The organism is Arthrobacter sp. UNC362MFTsu5.1 (genome assembly GCF_000685965.1).
Taxonomy (GTDB): domain Bacteria; phylum Actinomycetota; class Actinomycetes; order Actinomycetales; family Micrococcaceae; genus Arthrobacter.
In genome coordinates, this window is the sequence record NZ_JMLE01000032.1 from 1 (window position 1) to 25,108 (window position 25,108).

Annotated in this window: 23 protein-coding genes, 1 tRNA gene and 1 pseudogene; 9 read left to right on the plus strand and 16 right to left on the minus strand. The window is 67.2% G+C overall.

The annotated features are described in order from the left end of the window. Positions 1-13: 13 nt before the first annotated feature. From BS38_RS0120885 to BS38_RS0120910, 6 genes are all read right to left on the minus strand, one after another. Positions 14-86: transfer RNA gene (locus BS38_RS0120885), tRNA-Asn, on the minus strand. Positions 87-153: 67 nt separating this feature from the next. Further along, positions 154-2,109: a DNA primase gene (gene dnaG, locus BS38_RS0120890; protein WP_028272533.1), complete on the minus strand. Its 1,956-nt coding sequence runs from the start codon at positions 2,107-2,109 to the stop codon at positions 154-156. Between the two features lie 16 nt (positions 2,110-2,125). Then, positions 2,126-3,415 (minus strand): deoxyguanosinetriphosphate triphosphohydrolase, encoded by a 1,290-nt coding sequence (locus BS38_RS0120895; RefSeq protein ID WP_028272534.1) that lies wholly within the window; start codon positions 3,413-3,415, stop codon positions 2,126-2,128. Then, positions 3,408-4,589 (minus strand): tRNA dihydrouridine synthase DusB, encoded by a 1,182-nt coding sequence (gene dusB / locus BS38_RS0120900; RefSeq protein WP_028272535.1) that lies wholly within the window; start codon positions 4,587-4,589, stop codon positions 3,408-3,410. Before dusB ends, BS38_RS0120895 begins: the two co-directional genes overlap by 8 nt. A gap of 97 nt (positions 4,590-4,686) precedes the next feature. Then, positions 4,687-6,165: a YibE/F family protein gene (locus BS38_RS0120905; RefSeq protein ID WP_028272536.1), complete on the minus strand. Its 1,479-nt coding sequence runs from the start codon at positions 6,163-6,165 to the stop codon at positions 4,687-4,689. A gap of 26 nt (positions 6,166-6,191) precedes the next feature. Then, positions 6,192-7,565: an FAD-binding oxidoreductase gene (locus tag BS38_RS0120910; protein ID WP_028272537.1), complete on the minus strand. Its 1,374-nt coding sequence runs from the start codon at positions 7,563-7,565 to the stop codon at positions 6,192-6,194. A 247-nt stretch (positions 7,566-7,812) separates the two neighbouring features. On the opposite strand from BS38_RS0120910, the gene BS38_RS25865 reads away from it, so the two are divergent. The 4 genes from BS38_RS25865 (at position 7,813) to BS38_RS25870 (ending at position 11,747) form a co-directional block, all read left to right on the plus strand. Beyond that, positions 7,813-8,547, plus strand: a complete 735-nt coding sequence (locus BS38_RS25865) for an alpha/beta hydrolase (RefSeq protein WP_043439505.1) — start codon at positions 7,813-7,815, stop codon at positions 8,545-8,547. Positions 8,548-8,549: 2 nt separating this feature from the next. Continuing rightward, on the plus strand, positions 8,550-9,374 hold the full coding sequence (locus tag BS38_RS0120920) for a DUF1295 domain-containing protein (protein ID WP_028272538.1): 825 nt from the start codon (positions 8,550-8,552) through the stop codon (positions 9,372-9,374). Position 9,375: 1 nt separating this feature from the next. Then, the gene (locus BS38_RS0120925; protein WP_028272539.1) at positions 9,376-10,206 is read left to right on the plus strand and encodes a lysophospholipid acyltransferase family protein; all 831 of its coding nucleotides are present in this window, start codon (positions 9,376-9,378) and stop codon (positions 10,204-10,206) included. A gap of 185 nt (positions 10,207-10,391) precedes the next feature. Beyond that, complete coding sequence (locus tag BS38_RS25870; RefSeq protein ID WP_269319516.1) at positions 10,392-11,747, plus strand: short-chain fatty acid transporter; 1,356 nt, start codon at positions 10,392-10,394, stop codon at positions 11,745-11,747. 54 nt (positions 11,748-11,801) lie between these two features. On the opposite strand, the gene BS38_RS0120935 is transcribed toward BS38_RS25870, so the two are convergent. The 3 genes from BS38_RS0120935 to BS38_RS0120945 form a co-directional block, all read right to left on the minus strand. Then, positions 11,802-12,809 carry a GNAT family N-acetyltransferase gene (locus BS38_RS0120935; RefSeq protein ID WP_028272540.1) on the minus strand — a complete coding sequence of 336 codons (1,008 nt, stop codon included), beginning with the start codon at positions 12,807-12,809 and terminating at the stop codon, positions 11,802-11,804. Positions 12,810-12,811: 2 nt separating this feature from the next. After that, positions 12,812-14,197 carry a glycine--tRNA ligase gene (locus BS38_RS0120940; protein WP_028272541.1) on the minus strand — a complete coding sequence of 462 codons (1,386 nt, stop codon included), beginning with the start codon at positions 14,195-14,197 and terminating at the stop codon, positions 12,812-12,814. Positions 14,198-14,321: 124 nt separating this feature from the next. Then, the gene (locus tag BS38_RS0120945) at positions 14,322-15,323 is read right to left on the minus strand and encodes a DMT family transporter (protein WP_028272542.1); all 1,002 of its coding nucleotides are present in this window, start codon (positions 15,321-15,323) and stop codon (positions 14,322-14,324) included. A gap of 33 nt (positions 15,324-15,356) precedes the next feature. Between BS38_RS0120945 and BS38_RS0120950 the strand changes: the two genes are divergently transcribed. Then, positions 15,357-15,593 (plus strand): RNA-binding S4 domain-containing protein, encoded by a 237-nt coding sequence (locus BS38_RS0120950; RefSeq protein WP_028272543.1) that lies wholly within the window; start codon positions 15,357-15,359, stop codon positions 15,591-15,593. A 16-nt stretch (positions 15,594-15,609) separates the two neighbouring features. Here BS38_RS0120950 and BS38_RS0120955 read toward each other — a convergent pair whose 3' ends face one another. Continuing rightward, positions 15,610-16,260 carry an alpha/beta hydrolase gene (locus BS38_RS0120955; protein ID WP_028272544.1) on the minus strand — a complete coding sequence of 217 codons (651 nt, stop codon included), beginning with the start codon at positions 16,258-16,260 and terminating at the stop codon, positions 15,610-15,612. Between the two features lie 149 nt (positions 16,261-16,409). Here BS38_RS0120955 and BS38_RS25875 point away from each other — a divergent pair, with 149 nt between their 5' ends. From BS38_RS25875 to BS38_RS0120970, 3 genes are all read left to right on the plus strand, one after another. Beyond that, a complete protein-coding gene (locus BS38_RS25875; protein ID WP_231511378.1) occupies positions 16,410-17,231 on the plus strand; it encodes an SGNH/GDSL hydrolase family protein in 822 nt (273 codons plus the stop codon). A 6-nt stretch (positions 17,232-17,237) separates the two neighbouring features. Then, positions 17,238-18,365, plus strand: a complete 1,128-nt coding sequence (locus BS38_RS0120965) for a winged helix DNA-binding domain-containing protein (protein WP_028272545.1) — start codon at positions 17,238-17,240, stop codon at positions 18,363-18,365. Between the two features lie 121 nt (positions 18,366-18,486). Then, on the plus strand, positions 18,487-19,047 hold the full coding sequence (locus BS38_RS0120970) for a hypothetical protein (protein ID WP_028272546.1): 561 nt from the start codon (positions 18,487-18,489) through the stop codon (positions 19,045-19,047). Positions 19,048-19,108: 61 nt separating this feature from the next. Here the strand turns inward: BS38_RS0120970 and BS38_RS0120975 are convergent. The 5 genes and pseudogenes from BS38_RS0120975 to mmsB form a co-directional block, all read right to left on the minus strand. Next, positions 19,109-19,447, minus strand: a pseudogene (locus tag BS38_RS0120975) (HNH endonuclease); the annotation flags it as partial. 78 nt (positions 19,448-19,525) lie between these two features. Next, entirely contained in the window at positions 19,526-19,882 is a 357-nt protein-coding gene (locus BS38_RS0120980) for a hypothetical protein (RefSeq protein WP_028272548.1), read from the minus strand. Continuing rightward, complete coding sequence (locus BS38_RS0120985) at positions 19,872-20,423, minus strand: hypothetical protein (RefSeq protein WP_028272549.1); 552 nt, start codon at positions 20,421-20,423, stop codon at positions 19,872-19,874. Before BS38_RS0120985 ends, BS38_RS0120980 begins: the two co-directional genes overlap by 11 nt. 49 nt (positions 20,424-20,472) lie before the next feature. Then, the gene (locus tag BS38_RS0120990; protein ID WP_028272550.1) at positions 20,473-21,957 is read right to left on the minus strand and encodes a CoA-acylating methylmalonate-semialdehyde dehydrogenase; all 1,485 of its coding nucleotides are present in this window, start codon (positions 21,955-21,957) and stop codon (positions 20,473-20,475) included. Positions 21,958-21,987: 30 nt separating this feature from the next. Then, positions 21,988-22,890 (minus strand): 3-hydroxyisobutyrate dehydrogenase, encoded by a 903-nt coding sequence (mmsB, locus tag BS38_RS0120995; protein WP_028272551.1) that lies wholly within the window; start codon positions 22,888-22,890, stop codon positions 21,988-21,990. Positions 22,891-23,064: 174 nt separating this feature from the next. Between mmsB and BS38_RS0121000 the strand changes: the two genes are divergently transcribed. Next, positions 23,065-23,964: a LysR family transcriptional regulator gene (locus BS38_RS0121000; protein WP_043439513.1), complete on the plus strand. Its 900-nt coding sequence runs from the start codon at positions 23,065-23,067 to the stop codon at positions 23,962-23,964. Between the two features lie 20 nt (positions 23,965-23,984). Here BS38_RS0121000 and BS38_RS0121005 read toward each other — a convergent pair whose 3' ends face one another. Beyond that, the gene (locus BS38_RS0121005; RefSeq protein WP_028272553.1) at positions 23,985-25,103 is read right to left on the minus strand and encodes a zinc-dependent alcohol dehydrogenase family protein; all 1,119 of its coding nucleotides are present in this window, start codon (positions 25,101-25,103) and stop codon (positions 23,985-23,987) included. Positions 25,104-25,108 lie beyond the last annotated feature (5 nt).

Genomic DNA, 25,108 nt, shown 5'->3' on the forward strand with positions numbered 1-25,108 from the left:
CGGGGACTGTGCGCTCCTCCTGCTGGACTTGAACCAGCAACCCTTCGATTAACAGTCGAATGCTCTGCCAATTGAGCTAAGGAGGAATGAAGCGGGTACTAGCCTAGCAAGCCCCCGTCAGGAAGTGAAATCGGCAAGCGGGCTGAGCCGAAGCTAGGCATCGGAACGCAGTGAACGGCGCTCCATTTCCAGCATCATCAGTTCCCGGTTCAGCCGCTGGAACTCCTCCGGGTGCGCCGAGGCATCCAGCCTCTGAAGCTGCCCCATCTTGTCCGCCTTGACCCTGGTGATCTGCAGTTCGAACAGCCGGGCCAGGATGTCACGGCAGTACCTGAGCACGCCTTCCGCGTTGCTTGCCGGCAGCGGCACCACCGCCAGCTCGGAGACCAGCGGGCGGAGCGGCTCCGGCACCTCGTTCATCACCTGCTCCACCCAGCGCACCGGATCGCCGGTCAGCCCGGGCCCGGAGGCGCGCATGGCGTCGTGGACGGCCTGGTAGGCGGGGGTCCTGAACCCCGCGGCACTGAACCGGTCCCAGGTCCCGCCAGCAAGCATGGAGGGCTCCTGAAGCGCCACCTCCAGCGCCTGCCGCTCCATGGAAGCCACAGGGTCCCGGGGGTCCGGCCGGTTGAAGGACGGCACCACGCCCGACGCCGGGAGCTCGGCAATGCCCGGCGCGGCACCCTGGGCGGGGCGTCCGGGCTGTCCGGCGGACAGCCCGGTTCCGGCACCGGTGCGCTGCGGCCCCGCGCCGTTGCCGGCTGGCGTTTCGCCCTGGGCGGCACGTTTGGCAGCCACGGCCACTGCGCGGCTGACCTCTTCCACGGGCATGCCCAGCCAGCCTGCCAGCTCGCGTGCGTAGGCGGGGCGGATGCCCGCGTCCCGGATCTGGGCCACCACCGGAGCGGACTCCCGGAGCGCGGCAATGCGGCCTTCCACCGTGTCCAGGTTGTGCCGCTTCAGCGTTGCCCTGATGGCGAATTCGAACAGCGGACGGCGGCTGCTGATCAGGTCCCGCACCGCTGAGTCACCCCGGGCCTGCCGCAGGTCGCACGGGTCCGCGCCGGTGGGTTCAACGGCGACGTAGGTCTGCGCGACGAATCTCTGGTCTTCCTCGAAGGCGCGGAGGGCGGCCTTCTGGCCAGCGGCGTCGCCGTCGAACGTGAAGATGACCTCTCCCCCGGTGCCGTCGTCGGACAGCAGCCGCCGGGCGATCTTGATATGGTCGGCGCCGAACGCGGTACCGCAGGTGGCCACCGCCGTCGTAATTCCGGAGAGGTGGCAGGCCATGACGTCGGTGTAGCCCTCCACCACCACCAGCTGCCGATCCTTGGCGATGTTCCGTTTGGCGAGGTCGATGCCGTAGAGCACCTGGGACTTCTTGTAGAGCGTGGTTTCCGGCGTGTTGAGGTACTTGGGGCCCTGGTCGTCCTCGTAGAGCTTTCGGGCGCCAAAACCGATGGTGTCGCCGGCGATGTCGCGGATGGGCCAGATCAGGCGACCCCGGAAGCGGTCGTAAATTCCCCGGTTGCCTTCCGAGAACATGCCTGTGAGTTTCAGCTCAGCATCGGTATAGCCGCGGCCGCGGAGGTGCTTCAGCAGCGCGTCCCAGCCCTGCGGGGCGTAGCCCACACCGAACTGTTCGGAGGCGGCACGGTCGAAGCCGCGGCCGTGGAGGAAGTTGCGGCCCTCGGCGGCCCCGGGGGTCAGCAGCTGGGCGCGGAAGAACTCGTCAGCCACCTTGTGGGCGTCCAGGAGGCGCTGGCGCTTGCCCACTTCCTCGCGGTTGGGACCCGTGCCGCCGTCTTCGTAGCGGAGTTCGAAGCCGATCCGGGCGGCCAGCTTTTCCACGGCCTCATGGAACGAGGTGTGGTCCAGTTTTTGGACGAAGGAGATGACGTCGCCGTCTTCTCCGCAGCCGAAGCAGTGGTACCTGCCCACCTGGGGGCGGACAGTGAACGACGGCGAGCGCTCGTCGTGGAAGGGGCACAGGCCCTTGAACGATCCCAGCCCGGCGCCCTTGAGCGTCACGTAGCCGTCGACCACTTCCTTGATGTCCGTGCGCTGGCGTACTTCGTCAATATCTTCGCGTTTAATCAGCCCGGCCACAGAGCCATCCTAGTCCTTACCAAAGGGATGGCAGGCTGCCCACCAACCGCTCGTACATGGCCAGCGCGGATCCGTCGGTGAGCGAGGCGACCTGGTCGATGACGACACGAAGGCGGGCGCCGTCGTCGGGTGCGTCCCTCCAGTCAGCGGCGAACATCGGTTCCAGATGGCGGTCTCCGGTGGCGTTCAGCGCCGTCACCAGGGCGTGCAGGACCTCGCGCTGGCGTTCGTAGATGGGCTGGCGGTGCTCGGTGGTCATCACGAAGGTGGTGGCCAGGCCCTTCATGACTGCGATTTCCATCACGGTATCGTCCGGCACCATCAGTTCGGCGTTATACCGGGTCAGGTCTTCGGGGCCGTAGACGGCCCGCGTGGTCTCCAGGGCGCTCTGGCAGAACCTGCCGATCAGCTGGCTGGTCATGTTCTTCAGTGCGGCCATCGCCTTACGGCTGCCGTCGGCTTCGCGCACCCAAACGTCGGTGGCCTCGAGCCGGGCCAGGGCGGCGTCGATGGCGGCGGGGTCGTTGTGCGGCAGGTACCACTGCTTGGCGTATCCCACCACGCGGGCGCGGTGGTCCGGGTTGTCCATCCAGCGCAGCTGGAAGTGGCCCGCGACGATGGCGTCCTCGACGTCGTGGACCGAGTAGGAGATGTCGTCCGCGAGGTCCATCACCTGGGCTTCGAGGCATGACCTGCGCTCCGGCGCGCCCTGGCGGATCCAGTCGAAGATGGGCAGGTCGTCCTCGTAGGCGCCGAACTTGCTGGTCCGCTGGCCGTGGATCACCGGGGCGTTCAGCGCGGACCACGGATACTTGGCTGCGGCGTCGAGGCTGGCCCGGGTCAGGTTGAGCCCGGCCGGGGTTCCGTCCGCGGCCAGGACCTTGGGTTCCAGCCGGGTCAGCAGCCGGAGGGTCTGGGCGTTACCTTCAAAGCCGCCGATGGCGTGGGCCATCTCGTTCAGTGCGGATTCACCGTTGTGCCCGAAGGGCGGGTGGCCGAGGTCGTGGCTGAGGCAGGCGGTGTCCACGACGTCAGGGTCGCAGCCCAGCGTCCGGCCCAGTTCGCGGCCCACCTGGGCCACTTCCAGGCTGTGCGTCAGCCGGGTCCGGACGAAGTCGTCAGTGTCCGGGGCAACCACCTGGGTCTTGGCGCCGAGCCGGCGCAGCGCGGACGAGTGCAGGACCCGTGCACGGTCCCGTTCGAAGTCGGAGCGGTAGGTGGTTTTGGGCGGTTCCTCCACCCAGCGGGCGGAGTCGTGGGCTTCGTAGCCTGGCAGCACGGGCGCGGTGGTCCGGGTTTCAGCCACCTGAGACGTCCAGTTCCGCAGCGGCGATGTCGCGCGTCTGGTCGGCGTCCATCTGCCGGCTTACTAGCCAGTCCTTGGGCAGCGCGGGCTTCTTCGGGGAACCGGCACGTCCGCGCGGCCCCTCCGCATCGACGCCGGGGTACGGGGAGTCCTGATCCAGCTCGGCCAGCGTTTCGCGCAGGACCTGCAGGCTGGTCACCAGGGCCAGCCGCGTCCGCAGTTCGCTGCCCACGACATAGCCCTTGAAGTACCAGGCCATGTGCTTGCGGATTTCGCGGAGTGCTTTGCCTTCATCGTTGCCAAAGGTTTCGACCATAAGCTCAGCGTGGCGGTACACGCCTTCGGCGACCTGCCGCAGGTTGGGCTTGTGGCGCTTGTCGCTGCCTTCGAACGCGGCCTGCAGGTCGCCGAAGAGCCACGGGCGTCCCTGGCAGCCGCGGCCCACCACCACGCCGTCCACGCCGGTCTCGCGGACCATGCGGACCGCGTCCTCGGCGGACCAGATATCACCGTTGCCCAGCACCGGAATGTCCGGCAGCGCCTCGCGCAGCCGGGCGATGGCGGACCAGTCGGCCTGGCCGGAGTAGAACTGGGAGGCCGTGCGGCCGTGGAGTGCGACGGCGGCGACGCCCGAATCGCGGGCAATCCGGCCGGCGTCGAGGTACGTCAGGTGGTCCTCATCGATGCCCTTGCGCATCTTGATGGTCAGCGGGACGCCGCCCTTGGAGGCCTCCTTCACCGCGGTCTGCACGATGGAGGTAAAGAGGTCGATCTTCCACGGCAGGGCGGAGCCGCCGCCGCGGCGGGTCACCTTGGGCACGGGGCAGCCGAAGTTGAGGTCGATGTGGTCCGCCCGGTCCTCCTCGACGAGCATGCGGACGGCCTGGCCCACAGTCACGGGGTCAACGCCGTAGAGCTGGACGGAGCGGACCTTCTCGTCGGGGTCGTGGGAGATGATGCGCAGTGATTCGGGGGTGCGCTCCACGAGGGCACGCGAGGTGACCATCTCCGCGACGTACATGCCGCCGCCGTACTCACGGCACAAACGGCGGAAGGCGGAGTTGGTGATGCCCGCCATGGGAGCCAGGATCACAGGGGTGTCCACCGTGATGGGGCCCAGCTTCAGGGGCGGGAGTTCCAGCTTGGGGGCGGGAGGCGTTGCTACAACAGTCACCCGTTCATTGTCTCAAAGCCGGGCAAATCGTCTCAAAGCCGGCCAAACCGGCGAGCCGGCGGCCGAAAACACGGGTTAAGTTGCAGTCCTCCCCCTGCTACTCCCCTTCCGCGGCCCGCCGTGCCCGCCGGCTGCCGGGCAGGGGATCCCGGGAGCTGTCCCGGGCTTCAGGGGTGCCGGCCGCGCGCGTCCGGCCGCTGCGGGAGAACTCCGTTGCCGCCGCCAGCGCGCCGGTGTCCCCGACGTCGTCGGGCGCTACGGGTGCCCGTCCGGAAGAGGTGCGGCCTGTTTCCGGGACGGACGCCTGCCTAATCCCGGTGGCCTTGACCACCAGCACCGCGATCAGCGTGGTGACGGGGATGGCCAGCACCAGGCCCACGGAGCCGACGAGGGTCCGGATGACTTCCTCGGACAGTTCGGCGCTGGTCAGTGCTTCGCCGAGCGGACGGTCGTACAGCATCACGATGATCAGGATGGGCAGGGCGGCGCCCGCGTAGGCGAAGGCGATGGTGTAGACGGTGGAGGCGATGTGGTCGCGGCCGATCCGCATGGCTGAGGAGAAGAGCTGGCGGGCGCTGGTCTCCGGCGCGAGTTCGTACAGTTCCCACACCGCGGACGACTGGGTGATGGTGACGTCGTTCAGCACGCCAAGTCCGGAAATGATCAGCCCGCACAGGATGATGCCGGAAATGGAGATGTTGTCCGAGATGTTCGCCAGCGTGGCGGCGTCATGGCTGCCCACGCCCGCCAGGTTGGCCGCGTCCGTGGCCCAGGCAGCGAGGAGCGCCGTGATGCCCAGGCCGAACATGGTGCCCAGCAACGCCGTGGAGGTGCGGGCCGAGAAGCCGTGGGCGAAGTAGAGGACGCCGATCATGATCACAGTCGATCCCACCAGGGCCAGCAGCAGGGGCGGCTTCCCTTCCACCAGCCCGGGCAGCATGAACGTCACCAGCACCCCGTAGGCTCCCACGAGGCCGATCAGCGCCCGCAGACCGCGCCAGCGCGCCACGGCGATCACCACCACCGCGTAGAGGACGGCCAGCAGGATGATCGGCAGGGTGCGGACGAAGTCCACGAAGATGTAGGCCGGTGCTCCGCCCTGGCCGGCCGATGCGCCCTGCGCGTTGGACAGGTTCAGGTACCGGATGTCGTCACCCGCCTTGACGCCGTGGGACTTCACCACGTCCGGGTTGATCACCACCTTGACCGGGTTGCCGCCCTTGTCCGGCTCGGTAAAGGCGAAGGTGCACTCGCTCCCCTGCGGGGCGGCGTCCTGGCCGGTGCCGGGCTGTGCGGTGGCGTTTTGGCCTGCGCTTCCCTGGATGCAGCTTTCCACCACCACCCGCTGGATCTTGCCGGTGTCGAACGTCACGCCCGGGGCTGCCGCGTACGGGCTGGCGAGCTTCAGGTCCTCCTTGTTCCCGGACGGCCACATCATGGCCATGGCCGCCAGGGTCAGGAGCGTCAGCGGAATCAATACCGCCGCGAGAAGCCAGTTTGCCCGTTTGCGGGCAGCGAGGGCCCCGGGTGTCGGATCCGAATGATCTGTGTGACCGTGGGAATGTCCGGCACCCATCAGCAGTAAAACCTCATGCCTGCACTTTACTGGGGCTTGATGTTCTGGTTGACACGGAACAGGTTCCCCGGATCGTATTTGCCCTTGATCTCCTGCAAGCGGCCGTAATTGGGTCCGTAGTTTTCCGCGACCTTCGACAAGTCATCGCCGTCCATGAAGTTGATGTAGCCCGCAGTCTCTGAGTAGGGCTGCAGCGCCGCCGCGAAGTCCCGCACCCAGGCGATGTTCGCCTCGCTTTCGGCAGGGTCCGCCCAATGGCACGCAATGACCGGGGAGAACCTGGCATTCCGGTTGGGGAAGGCTGTGTCCGCAATCCCCACGTCGTGCACGGCTCCGTCAATCGGATAGATGTGCACTGCGGTCTGCACGCTGGGCACCCGTTTTCCGAACTCCGCATGGGCGTTGATGGCGCCGTCGTTGAGTTCCGTGAGGAAGGCCGCCTTCCAGTAGGCGAGCAGCCCCTTGGGATACATTCCGTCAAAGGCAGAATTCAGGGCCGGGTAGGGCATCGGCCCCACCATGGACCCCGCTACCGGCGCGGCATCGAGGAACGGCTGCCAGCGGGCCGGTCCTTCCGCCGGGTCGCCTGTCCACATACCCACGACGATGCAGACCGGCTTCCCGTGCCACTCCTCGGGAAGGAACGGAACCGGCGGTCCCTGGTGGAAGGCGAGGAAAGCGCCGAACTCGCGTGGGGCCGCCGCGATGTTCTCGCGGTAGAACTTCGCTACGGTTTCGGCGTGCTCCAGCGGGTAGATGATGATGCCGGCGTGGACCATATCCACGGGATGCAGGCGGAATTCCAAGGACGTCACGACGCCGAAGTTCCCGCTGCCCCCGCGCAGCGCCCAGAAAAGATCCTCGTTCTGGGTTTCACTGGCCGTGAGGAACTTACCGTCCGCCGTGACGACGTCGGCGGAGAGGAGGTTGTCGCAGCTGAGGCCGTATTTCCGGTCCAGGTAGCCGATCCCTCCGCCGAGGGTCAGCCCCGATACGCCGGTTGAACCGACAATGCCGCCGGTGGTGGCCAGCCCGAAGGCGTGGGTGGCGTGGTTGAAGTCGGCCCACGTCGCGCCGGCCTCGGTCCTGGCCGTCTTGCCGGCCGGATCGACCCGGACGCCCCTGGTGGCGGAAAAGTCGACGACCACTGCATCGTCCGCCGTGCCAAACCCGGGCCCGCTGTGCCCGCCGCCCCGGATGGCGACGGGCATGCCGTTGTCCCTGGCGTAGTTGACGGCAGCGATGACGTCCGCCACCTGGGACACCCGCACCACGGCAGCGGGGCGCTTGTCGATCATTCCGTTGTGGACGGCGCGGGCATTGTCGTAGTCCGCGTCATCCGGTGTGACCACTTGCCCGCGAACCTGTTCCCGCAGGGCATCGAGCGATGTTGCGTTCATTTCCAGTACCGCCGATCCTCTTCGACCTCGGATCCGGCCGCCCACTTCGCATCCCATCGGGCTAACGACCGGAGCTTACGCGTCCGGCCTACTCCTCTCGGCAGGCGCCGTCAAGGGATTTCAGGAGCGCACGCAATCTTCCGGCCCGGCGGCTCCGAATGCCCATTGTGATCCCGTAAGGGCCGGTTGGAAGGATTGCCGGGACCCTTGGGTTTATAAATGTAGGACGAGGAGTCTGGAGGCCCGCATGGGTAATCGCAGGAATGACCAAGGCAACAACAAGCCCGTACTAACGGTGCGCGAGGCGGCGGGCGTTACCCGCGGCGTGGCCCTGGTCCTGCACGGCGGCCGTTCGCACAGCTATGAGCCGGTGGAAGCCCGCCATCTGAGCCCTGCCCGCATGGTGCCCTTCGCCAAGCATCTGCACCGCGCCGGCGGCAGCCACGGACTGGCCGTCTGGACGTTGCGGAACAGCGTGCGCGGCTGGAACGGCGCGGACATGTCACCGCTGCAGGATGCCCGCTGGGCGCTGGCACGGATCCACGCGCAGCACCCGGGAGTGCCCGTCTACCTCCTGGGGCACTCGATGGGCGGACTCACCGCCATCTGCGCGGCCGACGATCCCCAGGTGGGTGCCGTAGTGGCCCTGGCCCCCTGGCTGAGCGCCGAGACACCGGCCGAAAACGTGGCCGGCCGCAGGGTGCTGATTGTCCACGGTTCCCGGGACCGCTGGACCAGTCCGGCCCAATCGCTGAAATTTGCGCGGCGGGCAGCGGATCTGGCCGACGAGATGCGCTACGTCTCCTTGGCCGGGGCAGGCCATTTCATGTTCCGCAAGGTCCGGCTGTGGCACACACTGGCAACCGGCTTCGTCCTCAAGTCGTTCGCGGAAAACACCGGTATGGAACTCGACGGCGATACGGCACGCTTGGATACCTTGCTGCCCGCCGGCGCCGCCCACGGCATTCCGGTGGTGTTGTGACCATGGCCGGATTTCCCGTCAACGAATTCCTGGCCAGCCTGCCCTGGACGGCGCTGGCCGTGGCGGGTGTCCTGGCGGTCACCTTCGCCGTGGCCGTGGCGCAGAGGCGGCACTCCGTCATGGACGTGGCCTGGGGACCCGGCTTCGTTGCCGTCGCCCTGGCCTCGTGGCTGCTGTCCGCCGGAACAGGCGACGACGGCAGGCGCCTCCTGCTGTTGCTGCTGACGGGCGTCTGGGGCCTCCGCCTCGGAACCCACATCGGCTGGCGCGCCCGTGGCGGCCATGAAGATCCCCGTTACGAGGCAATGCTGGGCGATGCCCCGGGCTCCCGCGATGTGTACGCACTGCGCCGTGTCTACCTTCCCCAGGGCCTTGTGATGTTCTTCGTGTCCCTGACGGTTCAGGTGGGGATGTTCGCCACCGGCGCCGTGGGCTGGGTTGCCCTCCTCGGTGTGCTGCTGTGGGTCATCGGCTTCGTGTTCGAAACGGTGGGTGACTGGCAACTCGCACAGTTCAAGAAGAACCCGTCCAACAAGGGAACAGTGCTCAAGACGGGACTGTGGCGGTACACCCGGCACCCCAACTACTTCGGCGACGCCGCCGTCTGGACCGGCCTGTTCCTGGTTGCCGCTGACTCCTGGCCCGGAATCCTGACCATCCTGTCCCCGGCCCTGATGGTCTGGGCGCTCGCGGGCAAGACCGGGAAGCCGCTCACGGAGAAGGCGATGTCCGCCCGGCCGGGCTACAAGGAATACGTCGAGTCGACGTCGGGCTTTATCCCATGGCCGCCTCGCCGTTCGGCTGGCGGTCAGCCGGGCAGGCGCTGAAATGGCCTGGCGGCCGCAGCCCAATGACCGCTTCTACCGTTTCATCGTAGGGACCGGACTGGCGCTGCGCCGGTTCTTCCGGATCCGCGTCATCGTCACGGGCCGGGAACACCTGCCGCTGCCGGGGCCCCTCAACGGTCCGTCGCGCCAGGTGGTGCCGGGTGAGGGAGCCGTCGTCGCCATCACCCATTTCGGCTACCTCGATTTTGCCTTCGCCGAGATGCTCCTGTGGAACCACAACCGGGCCGAGCTGCGCTACCTGGTGACCCAGGGCGCGGCCGACCATTGGCTCGCCGGTCCGGCCATCAGCGCTGCCGGGCATGTGGTGGTTCCGTACGGTTCGGGCAGCGGCGCGTATGACGCCGCCGTCGCGAAACTACACGCGGGCGAGTACATCGCCGTCCTTCCCGAGGCGGGCGTCAGCCGCAGCTTCACGGTCCGCGACTGCAAAACCGGAGCCGTCAGGATGGCGGCGGAAGCCGGCGTGCCGATCATTCCCGTTTCGGTGTGGGGAGCGCACCGGCTGATGACCCGCCGCCACGGGTTCTCACCTTTTCGCGCCTGGCGCGCGCCCGTCCGGATCCACGTGGGCGAGCCCCTGCTGCCGGGGGATTTGCCCGATCCCGTCCGTGACGCCCAGCCTGCCACCGAACGGCTGCGGAGCATCCTGCAGGCCGGAATCGACGCCGCCATTGCGGACTTTCCGCTCGCGCCCCGGCCCGGCGCCTGGTGGATGCCGGCGCACTTGGGCGGCGGTGCTCCCACCGACGCCGAACGCCAGCGGCTGGATAAGGCGGAGGGTCCCCGGCGCGCGGGTGGGCGGCGCGCTTAGGCAGGCAGAGCCGGGCCTTGGCTAGGCTCCATGGGTACGCAAGCACAATTGCACACACTCAATGGAGAGGGATCCTTCCTGTGGCAGACACAGTCCTGACAAGAAGCGAGATCGACGAACGCGGCCTGGCCCGCCTGGCCCAAAGGCTGGCGGCATGGACGGAAAAGTAGTTCCCGGATGCCTATATCTTCGCGCTGGCCGGCGTGGTCCTCATAGCCGTAGCTGCCCTCGCGATCGGCGCCTCACCGCAATCCATCGCCGATTCCTTCGGCAACGGATTCTGGGACCTCACAGCATTCACGCTGCAGATGTCCATGGTGGTCCTCACCGGCTACGTGGTGGCCACCTCTCCCCCGGTGGCCAAGCTCATCGACCGGCTCGCGCTGGTCCCGTCCACCGCCCGGACCGCCGTGAGCTTCGTGGCGATGCTGTCGATGTCCGTGTCCTTCCTGAACTGGGGCCTTAGCCTGATCTTTGGCGGCCTGCTGGCGCGTGCCATCGCGCGGCGCAAGGATCTGTCCGTGGACTACCGGGCGCTCGGTGCGGCCGCCTTCATGGGCCTGGGCGCCGTGTGGGCGCTGGGGCTGTCATCGTCGGCCGCCCAGTTGCAGGCCACCGCAGCTTCCCTGCCGCCTGCCCTCCTCAAGATCACCGGGGTCCTGGATTTCGGCACCACCATCTTCACCTGGCAGTCGCTGCTCACCCTGGCCATCCTCATGGCGCTGACCACGGTGATCGCCCATTTCTCGGCTCCGCGCGGCGCGGCGGTGCGCACGGCCGCGGATCTCGGTGTGGACCTCGACGACGAACCCAGCGAACCCGAGCCGCGGTCCCGGCCCGGGGAATGGCTGGAATACAGCGTGATCCTGCCGGTCCTGGCGGGGATCCTGACATTGGGCTGGCTGGTCTCCCAGTTCCTCACGAAGCCGTTCCTGACGGTGGTCAGCAGCCTCAACGGCTACCTGCTCGTGTTCCTCATCCTGGGCCTGGTGCTGCACCGGACCCCGCGGAACTTCCTGCAGGCAGTGACCAAAGCGGTTCCGGCGACCGCAGGCATCCTAGTGCAGTTTCCGCTCTACGCAGCCATGGCCGCCATCCTCACGAAGGCCACCGGCCACGGGGGCATGTCATTGTCGGCACATTTGGCCGAATTCTTCTCGGACATCGGCGGCGGCGGTGCATTCGCCGTCGTGATTGCCCTCTACACGGCCCTGCTGGGACTGTTTGTGCCCTCCGGCGGCGGGAAGTGGCTCGTGGAGGCGCCGTACGTGATGCAGGCGGCGACGGATGTGAACATGAACCTGGGCTGGACCGTCCAGATCTACAACATCGCCGAGGCGCTGCCCAACCTGATCAACCCGTTCTTCATGCTGCCGCTGCTCGCCGTGCTCAAACTGCGGGCCCGTGACCTGGTGGGCTTCACGTTCCTGCAGTTCGTGTTCCACCTGCCCGTGGTGCTCCTGCTGGTGTGGCTGCTGGGAATGACGTTCGACTTCGTTCCTCCGGTGATCCCCAAAGTAGCTGGCCTTAAACCACATTGACCCGCAGCTGACGCCGATTTCGACGGCGCCCGCTGCGGGTCAGTTGGTTGGTGCCTAGGCGGGGTCGGAAACCACCAGGGTTTCGCTGCCCCGGAGGCTGGCCGTGCCGCTCTCCAGCAAAGGCTCGACGACGGCACGCAGGGCAGTCATCGAATCGTCCAGTTCCAGCACCACGGGGTGCTGGAACGCGATGAGTGCCAGCAGGTCCCGGATCGCGGCCCGGGCTTCATCGTCGGACAGCTTCGGATCGTGGCCGACGAACACATCCGTGGCCTGGCCCGACGCGGACCCCTCGCCGCCCGCCGCGCTCTCCCCGCCGGGGACAAGTTCCGCGTAGCTGATGGCGAAGGCCTCGAGCCGTCCCTTCCTGCTGGCCGGGACGCCCTGGCCGAAGGCGCTGGCCTTCGGTGCCCGGAGCACGATCGCGCCGTGCGCCCCGCTGAGTTCGTCGAGGAACAGCCGCTGCACGGTGCCGATGCTGAGCTCGCCGGGGCTGTCCCAGGTGTGGACGGCCGTGTAGTAGCGGCCCACCACGTCGCTGAGCTCCACCGAACCGGTGGCGAGGTCCTCGATCTGTTCGGACGCCGCGGCCTCCGAACCGTCGCCGAAGACCGGCAGCTTGAGCGCCCCCGGTGCCACCACGACCAGGCGTGAACGCTGGATCGGCACCAGGCCGGCAGCTTCGGCGAACGCGGCGCCGGGCGTGCCCGGCTCCACCTTGGTCCGCAGCCTGGAAACGCCCGACGGCGCCTGGCCGGCTTCGTGCCGGAGCATGGTCAGCAGGGTGGAGCCAACGCCGGCGCGGCGGTGGTCCTTTGCGACCTCGATGTACATCCAGAGGCGTTCGGGGTGCAGCGATGCTTCGTGGACCACTGCCGCCGCGACCGGGATGGCCACGCCGTCCACGACGTCCTCGGCCACGATGCAGCGGCGCCACGGCGAGTTGCCCGAGGGCGCGAGCGTGCCGCGGAACTGCCGTGCCTGTTCGGTCTCCGGGCCGCCCCAGAGTTCGAGCAGGGCCAGGTCGTCGCCCTCGCGCCATTCGCGGTATTCGATGGCCATGCTCAGGCGCCGATCAGCCGCGCGGCCAGGTAGCCCTCCACCTTGTCCAGGGAGACGCGTTCCTGGCTCATGGTGTCGCGTTCGCGGATGGTCACGGCCTGGTCCTCGAGGGTGTCGAAGTCCACGGTGATGCAGAACGGGGTGCCGATTTCGTCCTGGCGGCGGTAACGGCGGCCGATGGCGCCGGCGTCGTCGAAGTCGATGTTCCAGTTCTTCCGCAACTGGGTGCCCAGGGCCTTGGCCTTCGGGGACAGGTCCTCGTTGCGGCTCAGCGGCAGCACTGCGGCCTTGACGGGGGCCAGGCGCGGGTCCAGCTTGAGCACGGTGCGGACGTCCACGCCGCCCTTGGCGTTGGGGGCCTCATCCTCGGTGTAAGCGTCGATGAGGAACGCCATGAAGGAGCGGGTCAGGCCGGCGGCGGGTTCGATCACGTACGGGGTGTAGCGCTCGTTGGTGGCCTGGTTGAAGTAGCTCAGGTCGTGGCCGGAAGCCTTGGAGTGCGTGGAGAGGTCGAAGTCCGTGCGGTTGGCGATGCCTTCAAGCTCGCCCCACTCGGAGCCCTGGAAGCCGAAGCGGTATTCGATGTCCGTGGTGCCCTTGGAGTAGTGGCTCAGCTTCTCCAGCGGGTGCTCGAAGAAACGCAGGTTCTCGGCTTTGAGGCCCAGGCCGGTGTACCAGTCCATGCGTTCCTTCATCCAGTACTGGTGCCACTGCTCGTCCGTGCCCGGCTCGACGAAGAATTCCATTTCCATCTGCTCGAACTCACGGGTGCGGAAGATGAAGTTTCCGGGCGTGATCTCGTTGCGGAAGGACTTGCCGATCTGGCCGATGCCGAACGGCGGCTTCTTCCGGGAGGTGGTGAGCACGTTGTTGAAGTTCACGAAGATGCCCTGCGCGGTTTCCGGGCGCAGGTAGTGCATGCCTTCCTCGCTGGCCACCGGGCCGAGGAAGGTCTTGAGCAGGCCGGAGAATTCCTGGGGCTCGGTCCATTCGCCGCGGGTGCCGCAGTTGGCGCAGGCGATGTCCTTCAGGCCGTTTTCGGCCGGACGGCCCTTCTTTTCCTCGTACTCTTCTTCGAGGTGGTCGGCGCGGTAGCGCTTGTGACAGGAGAGGCACTCCACCAGCGGATCGGAGAAGACCTCCACGTGGCCGGAGGCTTCCCAGACCTGGCGGGGCAGGATCACGGAAGAGTCCAGGCCCACTACGTCCTCGCGGCCGCGGACTACCGACTGCCACCACTGGCGCTTGATGTTTTCCTTCAGCTCGGCGCCGAGGGGCCCGTAGTCCCAGGCAGAACGGGAGCCACCATAGATTTCACCGGCCTGGAAAACGAAGCCCCTCCTCTTGGAGAGGGAGATGACCTGGTCGAGAACGGATTTTGCTGCCATGGGGAACTCCAATTTCTACAGGGCCGCTGGGTGCGGTCCGCGCGGTTTCTAGGCCCCTGTACCCGGCTGGTTGCCGGGCGGGGCGGTACGAAGGAAAGATGTGCAGGAAGCTGCGTGTCCTAGCCTACCGGCCCGGCTGCCGCTTGAGGGCGCCGCGCGGCCACGGAAGGGTGGCCAGGACGATCGCACCGAGGGTCAGGACGGTGCCGAGGATCGTGGGCAGGGCCACCACCGTGCCGGGCGCGGGAAAGGCGAGGTCCAGCCCCAGTGACCCCAGCAACTGGCCCGCGATCATGCCCAGCCCGGTGACCAGGACCCCCAGGCTTCGGACCAGCAGTGCGCCCAGCCCGATGAACGCGCAGCCCATGGGACCGCCGAGGTAGTACCACCATTCGGCCGGCAGCCCGTTGCCGGGCCCGGCGACCGCCAGCTTGATCAGCAGGGCCAGCCACAACACCGTGGCGCCGGAGATGAAGTTCACCAAGGTGGCCGCGATGGGGGTGCCGTAGTGCACCGTGGCCGTCCCGTTCATGGCCTGCTGGAAGCTCATCAGGAACCCGGCGATAACGGGCAGGAGCACCGGGAGGAGCAGCTGCGCCGGGTCGGTGCCGGCGCCCCCGGAGCCGGTGCCGGAACCCCCGAACCGCGGGGACACGGCCCACGCGACGGCGGCGATGGTCAGCACTGTGCCGATGACGCGGATGGCGGTGACGGACTTCTTGCCGGCGGGGCCGATCCCGAGCCGGTCCACCAGCAGCCCGCTGAGCGTCTGCCCGGTGACGGTGGCTACCGTAAACAGCGCCACGCCCAGCAGGCCAACGGTGAAGGTCTGCGCGAACACAAAGAACGCGCCGATGCCGCCGGCCATTACGTAGACCGGGGGAAACCGGCGTTCCCGGACCGCAGGAAGGATCTGGGCGAGCCCCCGGCGTCCCCGCGGCAGGACCAGCGAGACCAGGACCATCACGATCAGTCCGGTGGTGAAACTCACTACCGCGGCGGCAATGCCGTCATCCAGCCGGGCGCCCAGTGCGCCGTTGATCCGGCCCTGGACGGGGATGGCGAGTCCGGCGGCTACGGCAATCGGCAGTCCTGCAAGGAGGGGCAGACGGGGTGCATGGGTCACTGGATTCACCTTACGTCAGGCATCATTGCTTGTATGAGCAACCCGGAAATCGAAGACATCCCCATCCGCGACGACATGATCCGCCTGGGCCAGCTCCTGAAGCTGGCCAGCCTCGTGGAGGACGGCGTTGAGGCCACGGAGCTGATCAAGAACGGACTGGTCAAGGTCAACGGCGACATCGACGACCGCCGCGGCCGGCAGCTTCACCACGGCGACACGGTCACCGTGAACGGCCGGACCGTGCGGATTCTGACTCCCGCCGGTTCCTAGCCGTTACTGCGCTGGACTACTTCTTCAGCACCTCGTGGGTGAGGAACTCTGAAACGTGGCCGATCTCCTGCTGGTTGATCCCGTGCCACATCCCTGTGTAGAGGACCTTCGTCAGCTTCACGTGCTTCCGCACCCAGCCCATGGTGTATTCGATCTTGTCCTGGGTGATGACGGGGTCCTGCTGGTCGCGGCCCCAGAACAGCGGGACGCTGCCGTCCAGTTCGTCGTCCCGGAACGTCGGGTCCCCTCCGGCGTTCACTGCAAAGCCGGAAAGCCCGACGACGGCGGCGAAGTCCGCCGGGCGCTGCCTCAGCAGCGTGGTGGCCATCGCCATTCCCATGGAGAACCCGAGCAACGTGACGGACGGGTGGTCACCTTTGACGCCGTCGAGCCAGTCCAGCACAAAGGCGGATGCATCCTTAACGGCATCGAGTGAATAGTCGGCGGAGTCCGTCAGCGGGAACCAGGTGAACCCCGGGCCCATGGCGATGGGGGCGCGGACCGACGCCACCGCAAAATCACCGGGCAACAGATCCGCAAGGCTGAGCAGGTCCTGTTCGTTGGCACCGTAGCCGTGCAGCAGGACCAGGAGTGGCTTACCCGAGCGCTCATCGTCAGGAGTGGACCACAGGACAACAGGGGCAGTGGAAACGTCGGCTTCAGTCATGGGTTCCATTCTTGCAGTTACCTCCGGGTAACAACCTACGGTGGCGTAGCTTGTTACCTACGAGGCAGGATGGAAGCGTGAGCGAAACTGAAGCCATTCCGAACCCGCAGGACACTGTTGATAGCCACCCCTGGGGCCGCTACGTTGCCATGGGCGATTCCTTTACCGAGGGCATCGGCGACCCGGAACCGGGAAGTCCCGGAGGGCACCGTGGCTGGGCGGACCGCGTGGCCGAGGAACTGAGCCGCGGGCACAGCGATTTTGCCTACGCCAACCTTGCCGTGCGGGGACGGCTCCTGGAACAGATCGTGGACCAGCAACTGGCACCGTGCCTGGCCCTCAAGCCGGACCTGGTAACCCTCTCGGCCGGCGGCAACGACCTCATCCGGCCCGGCGGCGACCCTGATGCGCTGGCTGAAAAGCTGGACTCTGTGGTGCATATCCTCAGCCTGGGCGGCGCCACCGTGGTGTTGTTCAACGGCCCGGACACCGGTTCGTCCGTCCTGGGCAGGGTCCGCAGCAAGATCGCCATCTACAACGAAAACCTTCGCACTGTGGCCGCCCGGCACGATGCCGTCATCGCGGACATGTGGTCGCTCCGCCAGCTCAGCGATCCGCAGATGTGGGACCAGGACCGCCTGCACTTCTCGCCGTTGGGCCACCACACCATAGCGGCGATGGTGCTCGATTCACTGAACATCCAGCACACCCTGGAGCCGCTCTCCCCCAAGCCCCTCCCCCAGCGCAGCTGGCGGGAGGCGCGGTCCGGCGACCTGGTGTGGGCACGCGAATACTTCGTTCCGTGGGTTGTCCGCCGGCTCCGGCACCAGTCATCCGGGGACGGCATCACGGCCAAGCGCCCCACGCCAGGTCCCGTCTTCGGGCCCGGAATGCCGCTGGGCTCGGGCGAGGCAGCGGGACTAGGGGCGGCTGGACTAGGGGCAGCGGGACTCGAGTCCGACCGGAAGTAGGCGCAGGTGGACGCTGACGACGTCGTCAGGCTGCGGCTCAGCCAGCAGCAGCTCCGCCGTCCCGGCGCGGTTTCCGCCGAGGCTGCGCTGAAGAACCTCCTCGCCGTCCAGGCGCAGGAGTTCCCCTACGCCCGCTGGTCGCTGGCGCAGCGCACGGCAGGAGCCTCTGCTGCCGACGTCGAACAGGCGGTGGCCGACGGCCGGATCCTCCGGACCCATATCCTCCGGCCCACCTGGCATTTTGTGCACCGGGACGACCTTCGCTGGCTGCTGATGCTCTCGGCGCCCCGGCTGCACCAGGGTAACGGGGGCATGTATCGCCAGACCGGCATCGACGCCGAAGCCGCATCCCGAAGCGCCCGGATCCTGGCCGCAGCCGTTGCCGGCGGCGCCCACAAAACCCGTGAGCAGCTCGCCCTCGAACTGCAGCGCCACGGATTCCCGGCCAAAGGCCTGGGGCTCGCCTACCTGATCATGCACGCCGAGATCAGTGGTGTCCTGACCAGCGGCATACCCGTGCGCAGCACCGGCGGCGCGCTCAAGCAGACCTACGCGCTCTTCGACGAACGTGTTCCGGCAACAGCCGGCGGCCACGATGACCGCTCCGAGGCGCTGGCCGAACTTGTCCGCCGGTATTTCCTCAGCCGCGGTCCGGCCACGGTCAAGGACTGTGCCGACTGGTCCGGGCTCACAGTGACTGATGTCCGGCTGGGGCTGGGCCTGGTGCTGGAGGCCGATCCCGGCGTCCTCACCACTTCGGCACTGGACGGGCTGGAGTTCTATTTCAGTTCCGCCGCGCCCGGGGCTGCTGCGATACCCGCGGCTGGTGCGGAGACCGGCGACGAGCCCAGGATCGACCTGATCCAGTGCTACGACGAATACGTCATGGGCTACTCGCGGTCACGGTATTTCCTGGGCGGCACCGCCCCTGCCCTGCCTGAGCGCGACACGCCCATGCATGTGGTGCTGGGCGACGGCCGAATGATCGGTTCGTGGCGCCATGACCTGGCCGGCGGACGCTGTGAGCTGGATATCCGCACCCGCTCCGATCCCGGCCGGGCCGGCAATCGTGCGATCGATGAAGCTGTTGCCGCCTACGGACGGTTCCTGGGCATGCCCGCCGTACGGAAATGATCAGACGGATCCGACAGGACGGAAATTGATCAGACGGCCATGAACGGACGGCAATGCTCGGACAGGGCAGGTTGGCTGCCGGGGGTTAAACTGAAGGGACACTTCTGAGAGGCCCTCCACTGTGAGCAACGTGTTCTTCTGGATCATCATCCTGTCGTTCCTGATTCCCTTCGCCATGCGTATGTACCGGAAGTCCGTCCGGGGCAGGAACCGGAACCAGGATTACGGACAGTACCCGGGCCAGTTCCCGAACCAGTTTCCTGGCCAGCAGCCGGGCCGGCCCAACAACCAGCCGCGTGACGGCTACACCCAGCAGGACTACTTCGGCGGCGGCTTCCGGCAGCTCGGCGGCGGCGGTCAGCAGCCCCCGCTCGACCAGCCCTACCAGAACCCCGGATATCCGGCTCAGGATTTCCAGAACCCCGGCTACCAGAACCCCGGCGGCCAGAACAATGGCTACCCTGCCCCCGGCGGCCCCGGACAGGTGCCCTACGAGGACAGCCCCGAGTATCCGGCCAACCAGTCACGCCAGCAGCCGTCCGCCCCGGTTACTCCCCCGCCGCCGTCGGCCCCTCAGGGTTTCCGCGCGCGGAAACTGGCAGAGCTTGACCAGCAGTACAGCAACGGCGAAATCGCCATGGAGGAATACATGACCCGGCGTGACGAGATCATGAAGGGTTAGCCGCCCTCTCCCGTTACCCCCGGCGCTGACGTTTCACTTCGGGCCGCCGGTTCCCTTAAGCAGCCTGTCCTCTGGCGCCCGCAAGGGTCCCAATATCTGCGGCAAGTTCTTCGTCGACGGCGCACCGGTCCGCCGCGGACAAACAGGCAGTCTCCTTCACCAGCAGCGTGGCGCGCCACTCATTGATCTGGCCGGTGCGCAGGGCCGTGAGGGTGTGGGGCATCTCCGTGACCAGGGCCTTCGCCAGTCCAAGCAGCCGGCCGCCGCGGGCCGGAGATTCACGGCGGGCCAAAGCGATCTGAGCCGCGACGCCTTTGCCCAGTTCATCAGCAGGCAGCCCGGACTCAGCCTGCGCACGGCGCTGCTGGACATCGAACGCCACCGAGGAGCGGGCCTGCATCGAGGCCAGGCTGAAACTCTGCCAGTGACCTCCGACAAAAAACGGCGGGCGCATCGGCACCAGCCGTGCGCACTGGTTCTAGAGGATGCTGGCGAGCTCGTCGGGGACGAACAAGTGGACGTCTTCACCGTCGTGGCCGGAAATCGGCTGCACACTGGAGCCATCCCACCAGTACAGCAGCGGGCTGAGCGCGGAGGGGTGCTGGGCCTGCATCAGCCCGGTGACCCGGAGCATGGCCGAGATGTCGTTGATGGTGGTGGCCTCGGTGACCAGATGCAGGCACAGGATATTAGTCGCCGGGATGCTGAGCAGTGCGCCGAGTGGTCCGGGCTTGTATCCGAGCAACTCCACGAATTTGCCCGGGTAGGCCAGCCATGAGGCCTGGTAGACCGATTCGGTCTCGAAAACCAGAAACGATCCGTCGTCAAAACGCATCTCTTCCGCGTGCCCTGGACCGTCTGCGATCAGGTTCCTCAACGCAGCGTCCCACACGATGCCGGCCCCGCCGGCGGCCTCCACCTTGGTTGATGCCACGTAGGTGACGGACTCCGGGGGAGTCCAGTGCCACGAGCAGCGGGACCATCGCAACGTCGCGGGCGTAGGCGTACAGGGAAGGATCACTCTGTTGTGAGTGTGCAAGCACTCCCGGGGATATGAACTTCGGGTACACCCGGCAGAGGATTTCCTCGGGCGCTATGTCCGAACGTCCCGCCGCGTCCCCGATGACTGCGCCGAAGTGCTGCTCGACCATGCCCGGCCACTCGCGTTCAGGCAGCTGCGCGGCCTTTCGTCCAACAGCAAACAGCCCGTACTGGTGGTTGTGCGATGCGGCCAGATGGTCCCCGGCCGCTTCGGCGGAAACGCCGAGGCGGCCGAGGGCGGCGACGGACAGGTCACGCAGTCTGTCAGCCTGCATGATGCTCAGTTCAGGCAGGTACGGATCGGCGCTGCGGGACTTGCGGGAGAACAGGCTCATGGGTGCGTCTCATCTCGAAGAAAGTGACGGTGACCGGACAGTGACTGCGCTAGTCCACCTGCGGGAAGCCCAGGTCGATCACCGACGTCGACGGATCCGGCCAGCGTGTGGTTACCACTTTTCCGCGGGTGTAGAAGCGGATGCTGTCCGGGCCGTACATGTGCGTGTCGCCGAACAGCGAGTTCTTCCAGCCGCCGAACGAGAACGTCCCCACCGGTACCGGAATGGGCACGTTGATGCCCACCATACCGGCCTCGACGTCGAACTCGAACTGGCGCGCCGCGCCGCCGTCGCGCGTGAAGATGGCCACGCCGTTGCCGAACTCGTTGTCGTTCACCAGCTTGACGGCGTCGCTGTAGCTGTCCGCGCGGACCACCGACAGCACGGGCCCGAAGATTTCGTCGTCGTACACCTTCATACCCGGCTTGACGTGGTCCACGAGGCTGACCCCGATGAAGAAGCCGTCCGAGTCAAAGGCCTGCTCGCGCCCGTCCACCACAACCGTGGCGCCTTCCTCGGCTGCCCCGGCCACGTAGGACGCGACCCTGTCCCGGTGTTCCTTCGTGATGAGTGGACCCATCTGCGAGGCCGGGTCTGTGCCCGGACCGATCCTGAGGTCCGCCATGCGCGTGGAAATGGCCTTCACCAGGTCGTCGGCAATGCTGCCCACCGCCACCAGCACGGACACCGCCATGCACCGTTCCCCCGCCGAGCCGTAGGCCGCTGACACGGCGGCGTCGGCTGCCATGTCCAGGTCCGCGTCCGGCAGGACAACCATGTGGTTCTTGGCGCCGCCCAGTGCCTGGACGCGCTTGCCGTGGTCCGCCGCACGCTTGTAGATGGACTGTGCGATCGGAGTGGACCCGACAAAGCTGACAGCCTTGACGCCGGGGTGTTCCAGCAGGACGTCCACGGCTTCCTTGTCGCCGTGGACGACATTGAGGACGCCGGGTGGCAGTCCCGCCTCCGCGAATACCTGGGCGATGAAAACAGCCGACGACGGGTCCTTCTCGCTGGGCTTGAGGAGGACGGTGTTGCCGCAGGCGAGCGCACTGCCGATCATCCACAACGGCACCATGGCCGGGAAGTTGAACGGGGTGATGCAGGCGACCACGCCGACCGGCTGGCGCACTGAGTGGACGTCCACGCCGCTGGAAACCTGCTCCGAGCGTTCGCCCTTGAGCATGTGGGAGAGCCCGGTGGCGAATTCGATGTTTTCGAGGCCCCGGGAGATCTCGCCTTCGGCATCGGACAGTACCTTGCCGTGCTCGCTGGTGAGGATGGCGGCCAGCTCGGATTTCCGCTGTGTGAGGAGTTCCCGGACCCGGAAGAAGATGTTGGTGCGCTTGGCCAGGCTCGTGGCCCGCCAGCCCGGCAGGGCGGCCTGGGCGGCAGCGATGGCTTCCTCCACGCGTGCGGCCGATGCGAGGGCAACCTCTTTGTCCTGTGCTCCGGTGGCGGGGTTGAAGACGGGGCCGAAGCGCTCGGCGTCGCTAATCAGGGCGCCGTTGATGAAGTGCGGAATGCGTTCCATGGAAAGTCCTATTCGTGAAGCAGGCTGCGGTTAGTTGGAGGACTCGAACGAGCCGTCGACGAGTTTGATGATCATGGAGCAGTCCTTGCCGGACTGCCCGGAGTCGATGAGTCGCTGGAAGAGCGTCTGCACGTGCTCGCCGATTTCCAGCGGAGTGCCGGTGTCCCGGGCGGCGCTGATGGCCAGGCCGATGTCCTTGTTCGCCAGTTCGGTGGTGAACGTCGGCGCGAAGTCGTTGTTGGAGGCAGCAGTGGGAACGACGCCGGCCACCGGGTACCAGGTCCGCAGCGCCCAGCTGTCGCCGGAGGACACCGAGGCAATGTCCCAGAAGACCTGCTTGTCCAGGCCGAGGCGGTCGGCGAGTACTGCACCCTCGGCGGTGGAGGCGAGGTTGATGAAGAGCATCAGGTTGTTGCAGATCTTCGCAGCCTGCCCCGTGGTGGCGCCGCCGGTGGGAATGATGTTGGCGGCCATGGGACGGATGTATTCGGTGGCGTCGGCCACGGCGCCCGCCTCGCCGCCGATCATGAAGGTCAGCGTCCCTGCCTTCGCGCCGCTCATCCCGCCCGAGACCGGGGCGTCCACGAAGCGGAAGCCGGCGGCAGCGGCGGCGTCGTGCAATGCCTGGGCGGAGGCGATATCGATGGTGGACGAATCCACCAGCAGGGTCCTGGTGTCGGCATGGGCCAGGACGCCGTCCTCGCCCAGGTAGACGGCACGGGCATGCTCGCCCTTCGGCAGCATGGTGAAGACGACGTCGGCGCCGTCCACGGCCGCGGCGATGCTGGCCACGGGCTTCACACCGGCTGCTTCGGCAGCCGCCACCGCCTCGGGATTGAGGTCGAACCCGCGGACGTCGTGACCGGCCTTAGCCAGGTTTGCCGACATGGACCCACCCATGTTTCCGAGACCGATCCAGGCGATAACTGCCATGGCGAAAGCTCCTTTGCTTCGTGTACCAGCCCAATTGCTGGAAGTTCCGTGTCCACCATCACACCCTGTTACAGTGCAATCAAGGGGAAAAAATACAGACGGTATGTGCATTGATGCACACACCTCCGAACAGCCGTTCCGCAGATTGATAAGGGTGGAAGTGAAAAAGTGGATTTGAACCGGCTGCCGAGTCCGGATGACCTGCTGATCCTGCTGACGGTGGCCAGGCTGGGCCGGTTCAACGCGGTGGCGGAAACCCTGGGCACAACGCACACCACCATTTCCCGGCGGGTCATGGCGCTGGACAAGCAGCTGGGCGGACGGACGCTGGAGCGCAGCCCGCACGGCTGGGAACTGACCGAACTGGGCAGCCAGGCCGTTGCCGCCGCCGAGGCGATCGAGGCAACGCTCGGCTCCCTGACCGGCGCCCTCAGCAACGGCGAAGATTCGTTGTCCGGCCTGGTCAGGATCAGCACCTCCGACGGCTTCGGGGCGGAATTCGTGGCGCCGGCACTGGTCCGCCTGCAGCAGGACAATCCGCTGCTGAATGTGGAGATACTCAGCGCCACCCGCAAGGTCAGCCAGAACCGTTCCGGCGTGGACCTGGAGGTGGTGGTGGGCCGGATGGAGGTCACCACCATGCAGCCTGTGTTCCTCACGAACTACTTCCTGCGCCTCTACGCGAGTCCGGGCTACGTCCGGTCCCGCGGATTGCCGGCCGCCCTCGACGACATCAGGGCACACGGCTTTGTTTCCTACGTCGAGTCGGCGCTGCAGGTGGCGGAGCTGGGGCACCGGTCTTCGCAGCTGCCCGCCCCAAAATCCAGCTTCCAGGCCACCAGCGTCTTCGCCCAGGTGGAGGCGGTCCGCTGCGGCGCGGGCATCGGCCTGTTGCCGAACTTCATGGTGGCGGACAACCCGGACTTTGTTCCGGTGCTGCCTGAGCTGTTCCAGCGGCAGCTTCCCATCTGGGCGGTGGCCCGTCCGGAGTCACTGCGCTCCGCGTCCGTCCGGGCGGTGGTGGAAGCGCTCAAAGCGGAGGTGTCAGGCCGCCAGGACATCCTGGCAGCCTGACAGCGGGCCCTGGCACTTAGCTACGCCTGGAACAGCCGGCGAACCACTTTCCCGGCCGCCAGGGCATCGAGGCCCTCGTTGATTTCCGCGAGCGGCCGCGTGTCCGTGTGGAGCAGTTCCACCGGGAGCCGCCCGGCGCGCCAGTGGTCAAGATACAGCGGAATGTCGCGCTCCGGCACGGCATCCCCCATGTACGAACCGAGAAGCCGCTTCCCCGCACCGGCGAACTGGAGCGCTCCCACGGTCAGCTCCGCTGAGGGCTTGGGCAACCCGACCGAGACGACGGCGCCGCCGCGGGTGACGAGGTCCAGGCACGAGCCGATCACCCCCGGGGAGCCCACCGCCTCAACGGCGACGTCCACGCCGTCGCCGGTCGCCTCAGCGACCAGGCGCGCCGCGTCGTCGGGAGTTCCCACTGCCGTCGCACCGCAGTCCAGGGCCAGCTGATGCTTGCCCTCGTTGGGGTCGATGGCAATGACTGAGGCAGCACCGGCCAGGGACGCCGCCATCACGGCGGACAGCCCGACGGCGCCGAGACCGAAGACGGCCACCGACTGACCGGCGGTGACCGCCGCTGTGTTCAGCACGGCGCCCATACCCGTGAGCACGGCGCAGCCGAACATGGCAGCGACAGTGTCCGGGACGTCGTCGCCGATCACCACGACGGATTCACGCGCCACCACTGCGTAGTCAGCAAAGGCGGATACCCCGAGGTGGTGGTTGATCCGCTCCCCCGACGGCGTCCGCAGCAGAGCCCCCCCATGCAGCAGGTCACCCGAGCCGTTGACCTCGGCGGCACGGTGGCACAGGGCCGGGCGGCCGGAGCGGCACGCGCGGCAGTCGCCGCAGCTGGGGACAAAGACGAGCACCACATGGTCCCCCGCCGAGACGCCCTCCACTCCCTCGCCGACTGTCACGACACGGCCCACGGCCTCATGCCCCAGCGCCATGGGCAGCGGCCGTACCCGGGATCCGTCCACCACCGACAGATCCGAATGGCACAGGCTGGAGTAGGTGATGGCCACCCCGAGTTCGCCAGCGCGGGGTTCGGGCCGCTCAAGTTCCTCCACCACGAGCGGGCGGACTTCCGTATAGCTGGTGCCCGCAGGGACAGCGGCGTAAAGGACTGCTGCTCGCATCGAAA

Bases quoted from the DNA above. Each gene is read 5' to 3' on its own strand.
- BS38_RS0120905 (WP_028272536.1), bottom strand. From the start codon at position 6,165: ATGGGTGCCGGACATTCCCACGGTCACACAGATCATTCGGATCCGACA.
- BS38_RS0120950 (WP_028272543.1), top strand. From the start codon at position 15,357: ATGAGCAACCCGGAAATCGAAGACATCCCCATCCGCGACGACATGATC.
- BS38_RS0121005 (WP_028272553.1), bottom strand. From the start codon at position 25,103: ATGCGAGCAGCAGTCCTTTACGCCGCTGTCCCTGCGGGCACCAGCTAT.
- BS38_RS0120985 (WP_028272549.1), bottom strand. From the start codon at position 20,423: ATGAGCCTGTTCTCCCGCAAGTCCCGCAGCGCCGATCCGTACCTGCCT.
- BS38_RS0120925 (WP_028272539.1), top strand. From the start codon at position 9,376: ATGGCCTGGCGGCCGCAGCCCAATGACCGCTTCTACCGTTTCATCGTA.
- BS38_RS0120955 (WP_028272544.1), bottom strand. From the start codon at position 16,260: ATGACTGAAGCCGACGTTTCCACTGCCCCTGTTGTCCTGTGGTCCACT.
- BS38_RS0120920 (WP_028272538.1), top strand. From the start codon at position 8,550: ATGGCCGGATTTCCCGTCAACGAATTCCTGGCCAGCCTGCCCTGGACG.
- BS38_RS0120980 (WP_028272548.1), bottom strand. From the start codon at position 19,882: ATGCGTTTTGACGACGGATCGTTTCTGGTTTTCGAGACCGAATCGGTC.
- BS38_RS25865 (WP_043439505.1), top strand. From the start codon at position 7,813: ATGGGTAATCGCAGGAATGACCAAGGCAACAACAAGCCCGTACTAACG.
- BS38_RS0120940 (WP_028272541.1), bottom strand. From the start codon at position 14,197: ATGGCAGCAAAATCCGTTCTCGACCAGGTCATCTCCCTCTCCAAGAGG.
- BS38_RS0120910 (WP_028272537.1), bottom strand. From the start codon at position 7,565: ATGAACGCAACATCGCTCGATGCCCTGCGGGAACAGGTTCGCGGGCAA.
- BS38_RS0120990 (WP_028272550.1), bottom strand. From the start codon at position 21,957: ATGGAACGCATTCCGCACTTCATCAACGGCGCCCTGATTAGCGACGCC.
- mmsB (WP_028272551.1), bottom strand. From the start codon at position 22,890: ATGGCAGTTATCGCCTGGATCGGTCTCGGAAACATGGGTGGGTCCATG.
- BS38_RS25875 (WP_231511378.1), top strand. From the start codon at position 16,410: ATGGGCGATTCCTTTACCGAGGGCATCGGCGACCCGGAACCGGGAAGT.
- BS38_RS0120935 (WP_028272540.1), bottom strand. From the start codon at position 12,809: ATGGCCATCGAATACCGCGAATGGCGCGAGGGCGACGACCTGGCCCTG.